The following is a 13,602-nucleotide window of genomic DNA, read 5'->3' as shown; positions in this document are numbered from 1 at the left end:
TCGACGCCGCCGCCCTGGCCGCGGCGGGCGCCCTGCTCGCCGCCGCCCGCCGCCCGTTGATCTGGGCCGGCGGCGGGGCGAACGCCGCACGCGCCGAGCTGGCCGCGCTCGTCGAGGCGACCGGCGCGGGCCTGCTGACCTCCAACTCCGGTCGCGGCGCGGTCCCCGAGGACCACCCGCAGGTCGTCGGGAACTTCGCGACGACCCCGGCCGGGCGGGCGCTGCTCGCCGACGCGGACGCCCTGGTCACGATCGGCACCCACTTCCGGTCCAACGAGACCGCCGACTACGGACTCCGGCTCCCCGGCGCCGAGCGCCACATCCAGATCGACGTGGACGCGGCCGCCCTCGGCCGCGTCTACCCGGCCGCGCACACCCTGCACGCCGACGCGGCCGACGCGCTGGCCGGGCTGCTGCCGCACGCCACGGCCGCCGATCCCGAGTGGACCGCCCGCGTCGCCCGGGTCCGGGCCGACGTCCGCGCGGCCCTGCACGAGAACATCGGCCCGCAGGCCGCGATCTGCGACGCCCTGCGCGCCGTCCTCCCCCGGGACGCGGTCGTCGCCCGGGACGTCACGATCCCGTCCAGCAGCTGGGGCAACCGGCTCCTGGAGATGTACGCCCCCGAGTCCAACGTCTTCCCGCGCGGCGGCGGCATCGGCCAGGGCCTCGGCATGGGCATCGGCGCCGCGCTCGCCGACCCCGCGCGGCCCACCGTGGTCATCGCCGGGGACGGCGGCCTCGCCGTCCACCTCGGCGAACTGCTCACCGTGGCCCAGGAGCGGCCGCGGCTGACCGTGCTCGTCTTCAACGACGGCGGGTACGGCGTCCTGCGCAACATGCAGGACCGGTACAGCGAGCGCCGCAGCGGCGTCGACCTGGTCACGCCCGACTTCGAGCTGCTGGCCCGGGCGTGCGGCCTGCCGTACCTGCGGATCGCCGACGCCGGGCACGCCCGCCCGGTCCTCGAAGGGGCCGTCGGCTCGGACGGCCCGACGCTCGTCGAGGTCGACCTGGCCGCGCTCGGCCCGATGAAGAACCCCTTCACCCCGCCCGTCAAGATCCCCACCGCGTAGGGAGGTCCCCCCGATGACCACCACCGACGAAGGCCTGCTGTCGCTGCTCGTCCGGCGTATGACGTGGGAGGCCGACGGTGTCCTGTCCGTCGAACTCGCCCACCCGGACGGCAAGCCGCTGCCCGGCTGGGCGCCCGGCGCGCACCTCGACGTCCACGTGGGCGGGCAGATCCGCCAGTACAGCCTGTGCGGCGATCCCGCCGACACCGGCCGCTACCGGATCGGCGTGCTCAACGAGCCGTCCTCGCGCGGCGGTTCACGCCACGTCCACACGAAGCTGCGCCCCGGGCAGAGCGTCACCGTCTCCGCGCCGCGCAACCACTTCGCGCTGGAGGACGCGCCCGCGTACGTCTTCGTGGCCGGCGGCATCGGTGTCACGCCGGTCCTCGCGATGGCCCGCGAGGCCGCCCGGCGCGGGGACCGCTGGCGGATGGTCTACGGCGGACGCAGCCGCTCCTCCATGGCGTTCACCGACGAACTGGCCGCGCTCGGCGGCGACCTGACGCTCGTCCCGCAGGACGAGCTGGGCCACATCGACCTCGCGGCCGAGCTCGCCGACCTGCCCGAGGGCGCCCTCGTGTACTGCTGCGGGCCCGAGCCGCTGCTCGCGGCGGTGGAGGAGCGCTGCCCGGCGGACCGGCTGCGGCTGGAGCGCTTCGCGGCGCCCGTCGTCGCACTCTCCGGTGACGACGCGGCGTTCGACGTCGAGTGCCGCACCTCGGGGCTCACGCTCTCGGTGGACTCCGGCACGTCGATCCTGGAGGCCGCCGAGCAGGCCGGGCTGAGCGTGAACAGCTCGTGCCGCGACGGGATCTGCGGCTCCTGCGAGACCCGGGTGCTCGACGGCACCCCCGACCACCGCGACTTCCTGCTCTCGGAGGCGGAACACGCCGCGAACGCCTCGATGATGATCTGCGTCTCGCGCTGCGCGTCCGGCCGCCTCGTCCTCGACCTGTGACTTCCGACTGGAGACATTCATGAGCACCGACACCCGCGACGGACAGGCCTGGCCGTCCCTGGACATCCACCAGTCCCGGACGCACGAGCCCACCCCGTACGAGGTCAAACTGGCCGCGACCCTCGAGGAGGTCTTCACCAAGGAGGGCCACACCCTCGATGACGTCGTGCGCGGGCTCAACGCCCGCCAGGTCCACGCGCCCGACGGCGCCCCGTGGACCGGGGAGACCTTCACCGCCGAGATGCACCGCCTGGGAGCGTGACCGCAGATGACGCTGACCGCCGACCACATCTACGCGACCGGCCTGCGCAACCAGTGGCACCCGGTCGTCCCGTCCGCCTCCGTCGCACCCGGCGCCATGCGCAGGGTGACCGCGCTCGGCGAGCAGTGGCTGCTGTTCCGCCGCTCCGACGGCGCCCTGAGCATGCTCGCCGACCGCTGTCCGCACCGCGGCGCCCCGCTCTCGCTCGGGAAACACCTGGGCGACCGGGTGGCGTGCTGGTACCACGGGGTCGAGGTCGAGTCCGACGGCACGGTCTCGTCCGTGCCCGGTCTGCCCGGCTGCAACCTGGAGGGCAAGAAGCTCGTCCGGTCGCTGCCCGTGCGCGAGGTGTCCGGCGCGATCCTCGCCTGGTTCGGCACCGAGCAGCAGCCCGAGCCCGCCGAACTGACGCTCCCCGAGCCGCTCACCGACCCCGGCACCGACGCGTTCCTGTGCTACGCCGAGTGGAACGTGCCGTGGCGCTACGCCGTCGAGAACCTCCTCGACCCGATGCACGGCGCGTTCCTCCACCACGACTCGCACACGATGTTCGAGGGCGACACCACCGCCAAGTTCCGCATCCGTGAGACCGACCGCGGCTACTTCTTCGAGAAGACCGACCAGCGCGGCGTGAACTTCGACTGGGTCGAGCTGTGCCGCACCGGCGTCGACTGGGTCGACCTGTCGATCCCCTACCCGCCGTCGGCCGGCCCGGGCGGCCCGTTCGGCATCGTCGGCATGGTCTGCCCCGTCGACGAGAACCGCTGCGGCGTCTTCTTCTGGCGCTACCGCCGGGTCCAGGGCTGGGAGCGCGACGCGTGGCGCTTCCTGTACCGGACGCTCATCGAGAAGCGCCACTGGGAGGTGCTGGAGCAGGACCGCGTGATGCTGGAGGCCATGCCGGCGGACGCGGACCAGCAGGAGAACCTCTACCAGCACGACCTCGGCGTCGTCCGGCTGCGCCGCATGTACCGGGCGGCCGCGGAGCAGCAGGCCTCGGGGACGTGATCCCCGACACCCCCGCGCTCCGGCGGCGCTGCCCACATAATGGGGCGAGACATCGGAGGTATCGGCCCTCCGGTGCGAGCAGAGGGGGTGCCATGGCCGTCACCGACGAGGCCATCGAGAAGATCAAGGGCATGATCGTCTCGGGTGCGCTGCGCCCCGGCGACCGTCTCCCCAAGGAGAGCGAGCTCGCCGCGGAGCTGGGACTCTCGCGCAACTCGCTGCGCGAGGCCGTGCGCGCCCTGTCGCTGATCCGGATCCTGGACGTGCGGCAGGGCGACGGCACCTACGTCACCAGCCTGGATCCCCAGCTGCTGCTCGAGGCGCTCAGCTTCGTCGTGGACTTCCACCGGGACGACACCGTCCTGGAGTTCCTCGCGGTGCGCCGCATCCTGGAGCCCGCGGCGACGGCCATCGCGGCGGTCCGGATCGCCGCGGACGAGCTGGACCGGCTGGACCGCCAGCTCGACGCGCTCGGCCCGCAGCCCTCCGTCGAGGAACTGGTCGCCGCCGACCTCGACTTCCATCGTGGCATCGTCGCGGCCACGGGCAACTCGGTCCTGTGCTCGCTGCTCGACGGGCTGTCGGGGCCGACCACCCGGGCCCGGGTCTGGCGCGGTCTCACCCAGGAGGACGCGGTCAGCCGCACCCTGCACGAGCACCGCGCGATCCTCTCGGCGCTGCGCGACCGCGACGCGGAGGCGGCCCGCTCGTTGGCGACCGTGCACATCGCGTCCGTGGAGCAGTGGCTGCGTTCGACCCTGTGACGGGGGCGTGCCCCGGCCGGGTGGAGTGCCGGGCGGCGGCGCGGGGCAGTGTTCCGGGCAGCCTCCGGGTTCCAGGGGGCTGCGGAGGGCCCTCGGGGACGCCGTAAGGTGGGCGGGTACCGGAGGGCACGTCGGAAGGAGGCGCTGGGTGATCGAGCTCGAGGGGGTACCCGAGCTGGTCGACCCGGTCATGGTGGCCGCGTTCGAGGGCTGGAACGACGCCGGCGACGCCGCCTCATCCGCGGTCGCGCATCTCGACAAGGAGTTCAAGGGCGAGGTCTTCGCGGCGCTCGACGCCGAGGACTACTACGACTTCCAGGTCAACCGGCCGACGGTGTTCATGGAGGACGGCGTACGGAAGATCACCTGGCCGACGACCCGGCTCTCGGTGGTGCGGACCCGCGGTGAGAAGCCGCGCGACCTGGTGCTGGTGCGGGGCATCGAGCCGTCCATGCGCTGGCGCTCGTTCTGCAACGAACTCCTGGGCTTCGCCCACGAGTTGGGCGTGGAGATGGTCGTCGTCCTGGGGGCGCTGCTCGGGGACACCCCGCACACACGCCCGGTGCCGGTCAGCGGGGTCACCTCGGACCCCGACCTGGCGACCCGGATGGACCTGGAGGAGACCAAGTACGAGGGTCCGACGGGCATCGTCGGCATCCTCCAGGAGGCCTGCACGCACGCGGGTGTGCCCGCGGTCTCGCTGTGGGCCGCGGTCCCGCACTACGTGTCGCAGCCGCCGAACCCGAAGGCGACGCTGGCCCTCCTGAACCGGCTGGAGGACCTGATCGACCTGCGCATCCCGCTGGGCGAGCTGCCCGAGGACGCGCGCGCCTGGCAGCTGGGCGTGGACCAGCTGGCGGCCGAGGACAGCGAGGTCGCCGAGTACGTGCAGTCGCTGGAGGAGGCCCGGGACACCGCGGAGCTGCCGGAGGCCTCGGGGGACGCCATCGCCCGCGAGTTCGAGCGCTATCTGCGCCGCCGCGACCCCGGTGCGTCGCCGGGCGGCCACGCGACGGACGGCGGTGACGGCTCCTCGTACCTGAGGGAGAACCCGAGCGACCGCACCAAGCCGCCGAAGCCGCCGCGTCCGGACGGCGAGGACCCGGAGGACTGAGGCCGGGCCCGTGGCGCGGCAGTGACAGGGGCGGGGCCGGGCGGCGCACTGAGCGCCGCCCGGCCCCGCCGTCGTGTCAGCTCCCGGCGGCGCAGGTGAACCGGGCGCCGGCCCAGTCCCCGTGATCCCCGGTCTTGGAGCCGTTGGTGTCCGTCACCTTGAGGCGCACGTGCCGGGCGCCGCTCACGTCGACGTCGACCGGCACCGGGTCCGAGGCGCCGGTGACCTTCGGCGAGGTCCACAGCACCTTGCCGTCGGCCTCGACGGAGTAGGCGACCTCGCCGTAGCCGTCGATCTCGTCGTCGATGCCGGCGTCGGCAGTCAGCCGGGTGCAGCGGCCGCCGAGATAGACCTCGATGTCGGAGTCGGCGTGCACGCCGATGCCCTTGTCGTAGGTCTTCCCGGCGAGGGTGAGCGGACGGCCGTCGGCCGCGCCGGACTCGCCGTTGCTGCGGTCGCGTTCGGCGGGCCCGTAGCCGTTGGCCGAGGACAGCCACTCCAGGTCGCTCGCCCAGGTGTCGCCGGCGGGCGGCTTCGGCATCACCGAGACCCCGAAGCGGGCCGACGCGGTGCGGGCCGTGCCGCCCGCGACGTGCCGGACCGCCGCGGTGAGGGTCTGCTCCCCCGACCGGGCGTCCGCGGCGGGGGTGACCGGGACCTCGACGCGGCGGGTGGTGCCGGCCGCGATCCGGTGCACGGTCACGGCGTCGCCGGTGCGCCAGCCGTCGGGGGCGTCGAGCGACACGGTGACGTCGCTCGCGTCGCGGCTGCCCGCGGTGACGTCGACGGCGACCGTGCCGGCGGTGCCCGCGCCGAGCTCCTGCCCGGCGGGGGCGGAGACGGCCGCGCCGGCGCCGGGGACGGCCCCGCCGACGGCGGCGGTGTCCTTCAGGTCCAGCGTGAAGCCCCGCGAGGTCGACTGCTTGCCGGTCTTCACGCGGACGACGCCTCCGCGGTCGTCACGGTCGTAGAACCAGCCCGAGCCGGCCTTCGCGTACGCGGCCGCGTCGGAGTACTGCCGCAGCGGACGCCGGTCGAGCGCGACCCGGCGGGGCGCGTCCGCGGTGTGCACGGTGAAGTCGTACGGGCGGGCGGTCTGCTTGCCCTTGAACGAGCCCTTGCTCGCGCCGATGCGGATCCGCACGTCACCGGCGCCCGACAGCGGGGCCTCGACGTCGGCGCGCTGGGTGGCGTGGGCGCCGTCGCGGTGGGCGCGGGTCACGCCGTCGTCCTCGTACAGCTCGAACGACGAGGAGCCCTGCGGGTAGACGTCCCAGGCGACGGGTGAGCCGGCGGTGCGGTCGGCGTAGGAGCGGATGCCCGGCCACATCGGGACGGCGGCGCCGCCCTTGACGAACAGGGGCAGCGTGTCGAGCGGGGCGCTGTAGCCGTCGATCGTGGTCGGGCCCCGGTAGACGCGCCCGGTCCAGTAGTCGGTCCAGGTGCCCTTGGGCAGGTAGATCCCGTCACGGGTGGAGGTGTCCCGGTAGACGGGCGCGACGAGGAAGTCCTCGCCGGTGAGGAACTCGTACTTCGCGGCGTCGGTCGCGGCCTTCGGGTCGTCGGGGTACTCGAGCGCGAGCGGCCGCACGGCGCCGACCCCGGTCTCGGTCGCCTCGTGCGCGTACGAGTAGAAGTAGGGCAGCAGCGACTCGTGCAGCTTGAGATAGCGGCGGTTGATGTCGGTGTACGGCTCGCCCTGGCGGAAGGGCTGCTTGTCGCTGGCGGCCCAGCCGTCCATGGTCATCGTCATGGGCAGCAGCGACTTCCACTGGAGGTCGCGGACGTACGTCTTGGGGCTGCCGCCGAAGATGCCGTCGACGTCACCGGTCGTGTAGGCGAGCCCGGACATGGTCGCACCCGCGTAGGTCGGGATCTGCCAGCGGATGTAGTCCCAGGAACCGGACTGATCGCCGGACCACTGGACGCCGCAGCGCTGGGCGCCGGACCAGCTCTCGGGGGCCCAGGTGAACCCGCGGGCGTCGGAGTTGTCCTCGATCCCCCGGTAGGCGTCCTTGCAGCCGTCGAGGGCGAACTTGTATCCGTCGCCGACCCAGGCGACGTCGAGCTTGGCGACGCGCTGGCCGGCCTTCACCTGGTCGGCGATCTTGTCGATGCCGTCCTCGGTCCACAGGCCCATCTGCGTCTTGTTCTTCTGCAGGCCCTGCGCGGTCTCGGCGAGGTCCTCGTATCCGCAGCCGTACCCGTCGTTGACGAGTTTCCAGCCGAGCGGCATGTCCTGCGCGACGTACTCGTCGGAGATCTTGACGGCGTCGAGCGTGTGGCGCTCGCCGCGGTTGGCGTTGTGGAGGTAGCAGTCGGCGTCGCCGATCTCCAGGCCGTAGAGCGGCGGCAGGAACGGCTTGCCGGTGAGCTGTGTGTACTGGCCGATGACGTCCTTGGCGCGGTCCTTGCCGCTGCCCGCGAAGTAGTAGGCGTCGAAGCGGCGTTCCTTCGCGGCGGCGGTCACGGGCGCGCCGAAGTCGTAGGTGCCGGGCGCGAAGGTGTTGCGGAAGACGCCGTAGCCCGCCGAGGAGAGGTAGAACGGCACGGAGTTGGGGTGGCCCCCGTCGTCCCAGTCGTAGTCCACCTCGGCCTCGGCCCGCTGGCCGCGCAGCGAGGTGTTGCCGCGGCCGTTCTGCATGCCGACGCCGTAGTACTGCTCGTCGGCGCCGCGGTCCAGGGTCTGGGTGGTGCTGTCGGCGGTCCAGGCGAGCGGCCGGGTCTCCTCCCACAGACGGGTGCCGTCGTTCCTGAACAGGGCGAACCGCAGCGGGGACTTGTAGGCGCGCAGGGTGACCGCGGCGCTGCTGAGTTCGTAGCGGTCGCCGCGGTCCTTCCAGCGGGTGGCGGGCGGCTTGCCCTGGGGCAGCACGATCTCGTCGCCGGCCGGGTCGGTGAAGGTGCCGTCGGGGGCCAGTTCGATCCGGAAGGTCTCGTCGGACACGAAGCTGACGCGGGCCTTCGAGGCGCCCGCGTCGAGGGTGTAGCGGGCTCCGTCGGCGTGGAAGCCGGTGAGGTCGCCGACGGTGCCGGCGCTGTCGTCGGCCTGCGCGGGGGCGGGGCCGGTGAGCGCCGCCGCCAGGACGAGAGCGGCGACGGCGACGGCGGATCTGAGCCGCCCGGAGGCATGCGTGCGCAATGATGTTCGCATGGGCGTTGTTTAGCGCAGTTTCTTGCACGCGGCTAGATGGCCGACGCCGTCGTCCGGTGACCGGGCACGACAAAGCCCCTCCGGCGGCGGACGAGCGGGCCCGGGGCGGCGCCCCGGAGCTCAACTCTCCGGCCGGAGGGGCTGTTCGTGATGTGGGTCCTACAGAGCGACGCCGAGCAGCGCGTCGACGGCCCGCGAGACGACCCCGGGGGCCCCCTCGTCCGTGCCGCCGCCGGAAGCCTGCGCGGCCGCCCAGCGGTCGACCGCGGCCAGCGCGGCCGGCGCGTCCAGGTCCTCGGCCAGGGCCTCGCGGATCTCCTCGACCAGCGCCTCGGCGGGCGGCCCGTCGGGCCGCGACACGGCCGCGCGCCAGCGCCCGAGCCGCTCCACCGCGTCGGCGAGCACCTGGTCGGTCCACTCCCAGTCGGACCGGTAGTGGTGGGCCAGGAGCGCCAGCCGGATGGCGGCCGGGTCGACGCCGTCGCGCCGGAGCCGGGAGACGAAGACCAGGTTGCCCCGGGACTTGGACATCTTCTCGCCGTCGAGCGCGACCATGCCGGCGTGCACGTACGCCTTGGCCATCGGGAACTCGCCGGTGAGCGCCTGGGCGTGCGAGGCGCCCATCTCGTGGTGCGGGAAGGCCAGGTCGGATCCGCCGCCCTGGACGTCGAAACCCATGCCGAGATGGTCGAGGGCGATGGCGACACACTCGATGTGCCAGCCGGGGCGCCCCGCGCCGAGCGAGCCGCCGTCCCAGCTGGGCTCGCCCTCACGGGCGGCCATCCACAGCATCGGGTCGAGCGGGTTCTTCTTGCCCGGACGGTCCGGGTCACCCCCGCGCTCGGCGGACAGCAGTCGCATCGCGGCCGCGTCGAGGTTCGACACGGAGCCGAAGTGCGGGTCGGACTCGACGGAGAAGTAGATGTCGCCCTCGAGCTCGTAGGCGGCGCCCGCGTCGCGGAGCCGCTCGACGAGCGGCACGATGCCGGGTATCGCCTCGACGGCGCCGACGTAGTGCTGCGGCGGGAGCATCCGCAGGGCGGTCATGTCCTCACGGAACAGGGCGGTCTCCCGCTCGGCGAGGCCCACCCAGTCGACGCCGTCACGCACGGCCCGCTCGAGCAGCGGGTCGTCGACGTCCGTCACGTTCTGGACATAGTGAACCTGCCGCTTGGTGTCGAGCCACACGCGCTGCACGAGGTCGAACGCGTTGTAGGTCGCCGCGTGACCCATGTGGGTCGCGTCGTACGGGGTGATGCCGCAGACGTAGATACGGGCGACGGGACCGGGGGCAAGGGTGACGAGCCCCTCGGTCGCGGTGTCGTGGATCCTCAGGTCGCAGCCCTTGCCAGGCAGGGCGGGGACCTCAGAAGCGGGCCAGGCATGCATGGGTCGAGCCTAACCGGACGGTGCTTCCGCATACGAACCGGACCGGTGTGATGACCGACAAGGCCCTCTTGCGCGGAAGCCGTCCATGGGCTGGATCGGGCGGGATCTGACTGGATCGCGCGGGACGGCGGCGGGATCAGGTGAGCGTGACGCGGATCGCGCCGGACAGACCGAAGTGCCGGATCCCGTGCAGCAGCCAGGCGCGCAGGGCACACACGAAGTACACCCACCCCTGGGTCTGCCCCACGGCCCGCGCCGCCCCGTCCGGGCCGTCGCCCACCGTGTCCTCGGTGATCGTGATCCTCGTCGCCCCGCCCTCGTCGGCGAGTTCGACGGTCACCTCGCTGCCCGGCCAGCGCCACGTGATCAGCCGGTCCGCCTCGACGTCGCCGATCTCGACGTCGAACGCCGCGTCCACGTGGCCGAACCGCCACGTCACCGTGGTGCCCGGCACCATCGCGGCCGACGCCTCGGCGGTGAAGAACGCGGACAGGCTCTCGGGGCTGACGATCGCCTCGAACACGTCCTTGGGCGGGCGGTCGATCCGGTCCTCGACTATCAGCTTGGTCATGCCCTCGAACGTAGCCCGCCCGACGGTCGGCCGCCCCCGGACGGACGGCCGGGGCCGCCGTCACACGGGCGGCCAGGGGATCGCCGGCCAGTCCCCGCCGGGCTCCAGGTGCCGCCCGGTCGCGAGCAGCTCGGCCACCCGCTCGCGCACCGCCTCCAGCTCGGCCCCGGTGATCAGACCGCCGAGCCGGACCGCGAGCGGCTCCCCTGCCGCCAGCGCGGCCCGCAGACCCTCCAGTGCGGCCGTCGCCTCGTCGGTGAGCGGATCGCCCGCCCAGCCCCACAACAGGGTGCGCAGCTTGTCCTCGGCGTTGAAGGTCACGCCGTGGTCGATGCCGTAGAGCCGGCCCGCGGCGTCGAGCAGCAGGTGGCCGCCCTTGCGGTCGCCGTTGTTGATCACCGCGTCGAGCACCGCCAGGCGGCGCAGGCGCGGGTCGTCGGCGTGCACGAGCAGGGCCGTGCGGCCCTCGCCGACCTCGGCGAGCCCGATGGCCTTCCAGCCCTCCCCCGGCTCCTCGCCGTCGACGAGCGCGAGCAGCGGCCCGGCCCCGGGCATCCCATCGGTTTCGGGCGCCCCGTCGGCTTCGGGCGCCCCGTCGGTTTCTGGCGTCTCTGCGGTCCCGGGTGTCCCGGCCGTCTCCTCGGGCCCGTCGATCCACAGCTGGCACATGCCCTCGCCGTACGGTCCGTCGCGCAGCACGGTGGGCGGCACGAGGCCCCAGCCGAGCGCCTCGGAGACCTCGTAGGCGGCCACCTCGCGCTGGGCGAGCGTGCCGTCGGGGAAGTCCCACAGGGGCCGCTCGCCGCGCACCGGCTTGTAGACGCAGGCGGCCTCGCGGCCCTCGAGGGAGACGGTGCACAGCAGCACCGCGTTCGAGGCCTCGCGGATCCGGCCGCGGACCTCCAGCGCGCCGCGGGTCAGGAGGTCGAGGGCGGCGAGGTCGGTGGGGGCGCTCACGCTCCGCGCCGGTATCCGTTCTGGCGCGGACATACGTGTCCCTCCGGGTCGAGCGGCAGGCTGCACAGCGGGCACGGCGGCCGGCCCGCGTTGACGACGTCCAGGGCCCGCTTGGCGAACGCGCGCGCCTGCGGTCCGGTCAGCCGGACGCGGAGCATCGGCGGGCCGTTCTCCTCGTCCTGGAGGAGCCGCTCCTCGGCCTCGGCGAGGTCCTCCTCGGACTCGGCGTCCAGCTCGACGAGGGCCTGGGCCTCGACGATCATGCGCTGCTCGTCGCCGTCCCAGGCGAGCGCCATGGTGCCGACGCGGAACTCCTCCTCGACCGGGGCGTCGAGGGGCGCCGTGTCGGAGATCTCCGAGGGCGCGACGGCCGGCACCGGGGCATTGCCGCCGCTGCGCCGCACGACCTCGTCGAGCAGCTCGTCCATGCGCTCGGCGAGCGCGGCGACCTGGGTCTTCTCCAGCGCCACGCTCGTGACGCGCGTACCTGCCGAGGCCTGCAGGAAGAAGGTGCGGCGCCCGGGGAGTCCGACCGTGCCGGCCACGAAACGCTCCGGAGGGTCGTAGAGGAACACCTGACGGGACACGTCCTGTCTCCATTGGGGATCTGGGGAACTGGTCTGGGACTTCTGGGAACGGCGCACCGGGGTCTGCGGAACCGCCCCTACAGGTGGTTCACCCTACTGCGGCCGACGATCACGGTGCGCCCGCGCCGCCGCCGACGGGCGCGTCCGGGCCCGCCGCCCGGGGCGTGGGCGCCAGTGACGCGAAGTCGCCCGTGTCACCGAGGCGTACGAGGAAGGGGCGCAGCTCGGTGTAGCGGATCGCCGTGACGGAGCAGGGTTCCACGGAGATGCGCTGGAAGAGGTCCAGGTGGAGGCCCAGGGCGTCGGCCACAAGGGACTTGATGATGTCGCCGTGCGAGCACATCAGGTAGACGGCGTCGGGGCCGTGCCGCTCCGCCACGCGCGCGTTCCACTCCCGTACCGCCTCGGCGGCGCGGTGCTGCATCTGCCGCATGGACTCGCCGCCGGGGAACGCGGCGGCGGTCGGATGCTGCTGGACGACCTTCATGAGGGGCTCGTCGGCGAGCTCGGCGAGCTTGCGTCCCGACCAGTCGCCGTAGTCGCACTCCCCGATGCGGTCGTCGGTGCGCAGCTCGAGCCCGGGCCGGGCGGCGAGCAGCGGCGCCACGGTCTCACGGCAGCGCTGCAGCGGGCTGCTGACGACCTCGCTCAGCGGGACGTCCGCGAGGCGGGCGGGCAGCGCGGCGGCCTGTGCGGCGCCGCGCTCGTCGAGGGCCACGCCGGGGGTCCACCCGGCGAGCAGACCCGCGGTGTTGGCGGTGGAGCGTCCGTGCCGGACGAGAATCAGCGTGGGCATACGGGCCAGCGTAGGCCGTGCTGAGGTGCGGCCCCCGGGAGCCCTGGGAAGAATGCCCGACATGATTGTCGACTGCGCGGTCTACCGGGACGGGCGCCGCACGGAGCGGCACGCGGACTGGTCCGACGCGCTGCAGGAGGCCAGGTCGTCGGGGGACGCGTTCGTGTGGATCGGGCTGCACGAGGCGACCGAGGAGGAGTTCGCCCGGGTCAGCGCGGAGTTCGGGCTGCACCGGCTGGCCGTCGAGGACGCCCTGAAGGCGCACCAGCGGCCCAAGCTGGAGATCTACGACGACTCGCTGTTCGTCGTCCTCAAGCCGGTGCTCTACGAGCCGCACAGCGACCGGGTGTCCACGGGCGAGGTGATGCTGTTCCTGGGCGACTCGTTCGTGGTGACGGTGCGGCACGGCGAGTGCGCGCCGCTGAAGGCCGTGCGCAGGCGTCTGGAGCAGGACCCGGAGTTCCTGGCGCACGGGCCGACGGCGGTCCTGTACGCGGTCGCCGACGCGACCGTGGACCACTATCTGGAGGTCGCGGGCGAGCTGCAGGTGGACCTGGAGGAGCTGGAGGCGGAGGTCTTCTCGCCGGACGGCGGCGGCTCGCGGGACACGGCGTCGCGGATCTACACGTTCAAGCGGCAGATCCTGGAGTTCCGGCGGGCGACCGGGCCGCTGGTGCTGCCGATGGCACGGCTGTCCGGCGTCGGTCCGTGGGGCGAGCGTGCGGTGCCGTTCGTGAGCACGGACGCGCAGCCCTTCTTCCGGGACGTGAACGACCACCTGACGCGCGTCAACGAGGGCGTGGAGGGCCTGGACCGGCTCGTGTCGGACATCCTGTCGGCGCACCTGGCGCAGATGGGGGTGCGGCAGAACGACGACATGCGCAAGATCTCGTCGTGGGCGGCGATGGCCGCGGTGCCGACCCTGATCGCGGGGATCTACGGCATGAACTTCGACCACATGCCGGA

13 protein-coding genes are annotated in these 13,602 nt (G+C 73.3%); 7 read left to right on the top strand and 6 right to left on the bottom strand.

What is annotated here, in order from left to right:
* The 6 genes from GTW43_RS27810 to GTW43_RS27785 form a co-directional block, all read left to right on the top strand.
* The coding region (locus tag GTW43_RS27810) for a thiamine pyrophosphate-dependent enzyme (RefSeq protein ID WP_161304715.1) at positions 1-1,076 on the top strand (1,076 nt) is incomplete at its 5' end.
* A gap of 13 nt (positions 1,077-1,089) precedes the next feature.
* On the top strand, positions 1,090-2,034 hold the full coding sequence (locus GTW43_RS27805) for a PDR/VanB family oxidoreductase (RefSeq protein ID WP_161304714.1): 945 nt from the start codon (positions 1,090-1,092) through the stop codon (positions 2,032-2,034).
* A gap of 19 nt (positions 2,035-2,053) precedes the next feature.
* Entirely contained in the window at positions 2,054-2,296 is a 243-nt protein-coding gene (locus tag GTW43_RS27800; protein ID WP_161304713.1) for a recombinase-like helix-turn-helix domain-containing protein, read from the top strand.
* 6 nt (positions 2,297-2,302) lie between these two features.
* Positions 2,303-3,304 carry an aromatic ring-hydroxylating dioxygenase subunit alpha gene (locus tag GTW43_RS27795; RefSeq protein WP_161304712.1) on the top strand — a complete coding sequence of 334 codons (1,002 nt, stop codon included), beginning with the start codon at positions 2,303-2,305 and terminating at the stop codon, positions 3,302-3,304.
* Between the two features lie 92 nt (positions 3,305-3,396).
* Complete coding sequence (locus GTW43_RS27790) at positions 3,397-4,068, top strand: FadR/GntR family transcriptional regulator (RefSeq protein ID WP_161304711.1); 672 nt, start codon at positions 3,397-3,399, stop codon at positions 4,066-4,068.
* A gap of 148 nt (positions 4,069-4,216) precedes the next feature.
* On the top strand, positions 4,217-5,182 hold the full coding sequence (locus GTW43_RS27785) for a PAC2 family protein (protein ID WP_161304710.1): 966 nt from the start codon (positions 4,217-4,219) through the stop codon (positions 5,180-5,182).
* Between the two features lie 76 nt (positions 5,183-5,258).
* Here GTW43_RS27785 and GTW43_RS27780 read toward each other — a convergent pair whose 3' ends face one another.
* The 6 genes from GTW43_RS27780 to GTW43_RS27755 all read right to left on the bottom strand — a co-directional run bounded on the left by GTW43_RS27780 (position 5,259) and on the right by GTW43_RS27755 (position 12,636).
* Positions 5,259-8,336, bottom strand: coding sequence for an NPCBM/NEW2 domain-containing protein (locus GTW43_RS27780; RefSeq protein ID WP_161304709.1), 3,078 nt, complete (start codon positions 8,334-8,336; stop codon positions 5,259-5,261).
* A 159-nt stretch (positions 8,337-8,495) separates the two neighbouring features.
* Positions 8,496-9,725, bottom strand: a complete 1,230-nt coding sequence (gene mshC, locus GTW43_RS27775; RefSeq protein ID WP_161304708.1) for a cysteine--1-D-myo-inosityl 2-amino-2-deoxy-alpha-D-glucopyranoside ligase — start codon at positions 9,723-9,725, stop codon at positions 8,496-8,498.
* A gap of 136 nt (positions 9,726-9,861) precedes the next feature.
* Entirely contained in the window at positions 9,862-10,296 is a 435-nt protein-coding gene (locus tag GTW43_RS27770; protein ID WP_161304707.1) for an SRPBCC domain-containing protein, read from the bottom strand.
* A 60-nt stretch (positions 10,297-10,356) separates the two neighbouring features.
* The gene (locus tag GTW43_RS27765) at positions 10,357-11,286 is read right to left on the bottom strand and encodes an SCO1664 family protein (RefSeq protein ID WP_161304706.1); all 930 of its coding nucleotides are present in this window, start codon (positions 11,284-11,286) and stop codon (positions 10,357-10,359) included.
* On the bottom strand, positions 11,250-11,840 hold the full coding sequence (locus GTW43_RS27760) for a DUF3090 domain-containing protein (protein ID WP_161304705.1): 591 nt from the start codon (positions 11,838-11,840) through the stop codon (positions 11,250-11,252). The genes GTW43_RS27765 and GTW43_RS27760 overlap by 37 nt, the downstream gene beginning before the upstream one ends.
* A 109-nt stretch (positions 11,841-11,949) precedes the next feature.
* The gene (locus tag GTW43_RS27755) at positions 11,950-12,636 is read right to left on the bottom strand and encodes a histidine phosphatase family protein (protein WP_161304704.1); all 687 of its coding nucleotides are present in this window, start codon (positions 12,634-12,636) and stop codon (positions 11,950-11,952) included.
* Between the two features lie 61 nt (positions 12,637-12,697).
* On the opposite strand from GTW43_RS27755, the gene GTW43_RS27750 reads away from it, so the two are divergent.
* Positions 12,698-13,602 (top strand): magnesium and cobalt transport protein CorA (locus GTW43_RS27750; protein ID WP_161304716.1); only part of this gene is annotated, 905 nt, incomplete at its 3' end.

Source organism: Streptomyces sp. SID5785 (genome assembly GCF_009870065.1).
GTDB lineage: Bacteria > Actinomycetota > Actinomycetes > Streptomycetales > Streptomycetaceae > Streptomyces.
This window is presented reverse-complemented; position numbering and strand designations above follow the sequence as displayed.

Coding starts and splice junctions, on each gene's coding strand:
- GTW43_RS27805 (WP_161304714.1), top strand. CDS start 1,090: ATGACCACCACCGACGAAGGCCTGCTGTCGCTGCTCGTCCGGCGTATG.
- GTW43_RS27800 (WP_161304713.1), top strand. CDS start 2,054: ATGAGCACCGACACCCGCGACGGACAGGCCTGGCCGTCCCTGGACATC.
- GTW43_RS27795 (WP_161304712.1), top strand. CDS start 2,303: ATGACGCTGACCGCCGACCACATCTACGCGACCGGCCTGCGCAACCAG.
- GTW43_RS27790 (WP_161304711.1), top strand. CDS start 3,397: ATGGCCGTCACCGACGAGGCCATCGAGAAGATCAAGGGCATGATCGTC.
- GTW43_RS27780 (WP_161304709.1), bottom strand. CDS start 8,336: ATGCGAACATCATTGCGCACGCATGCCTCCGGGCGGCTCAGATCCGCC.
- mshC (WP_161304708.1), bottom strand. CDS start 9,725: ATGCATGCCTGGCCCGCTTCTGAGGTCCCCGCCCTGCCTGGCAAGGGC.
- GTW43_RS27770 (WP_161304707.1), bottom strand. CDS start 10,296: ATGACCAAGCTGATAGTCGAGGACCGGATCGACCGCCCGCCCAAGGAC.
- GTW43_RS27765 (WP_161304706.1), bottom strand. CDS start 11,286: ATGTCCGCGCCAGAACGGATACCGGCGCGGAGCGTGAGCGCCCCCACC.
- GTW43_RS27755 (WP_161304704.1), bottom strand. CDS start 12,636: ATGCCCACGCTGATTCTCGTCCGGCACGGACGCTCCACCGCCAACACC.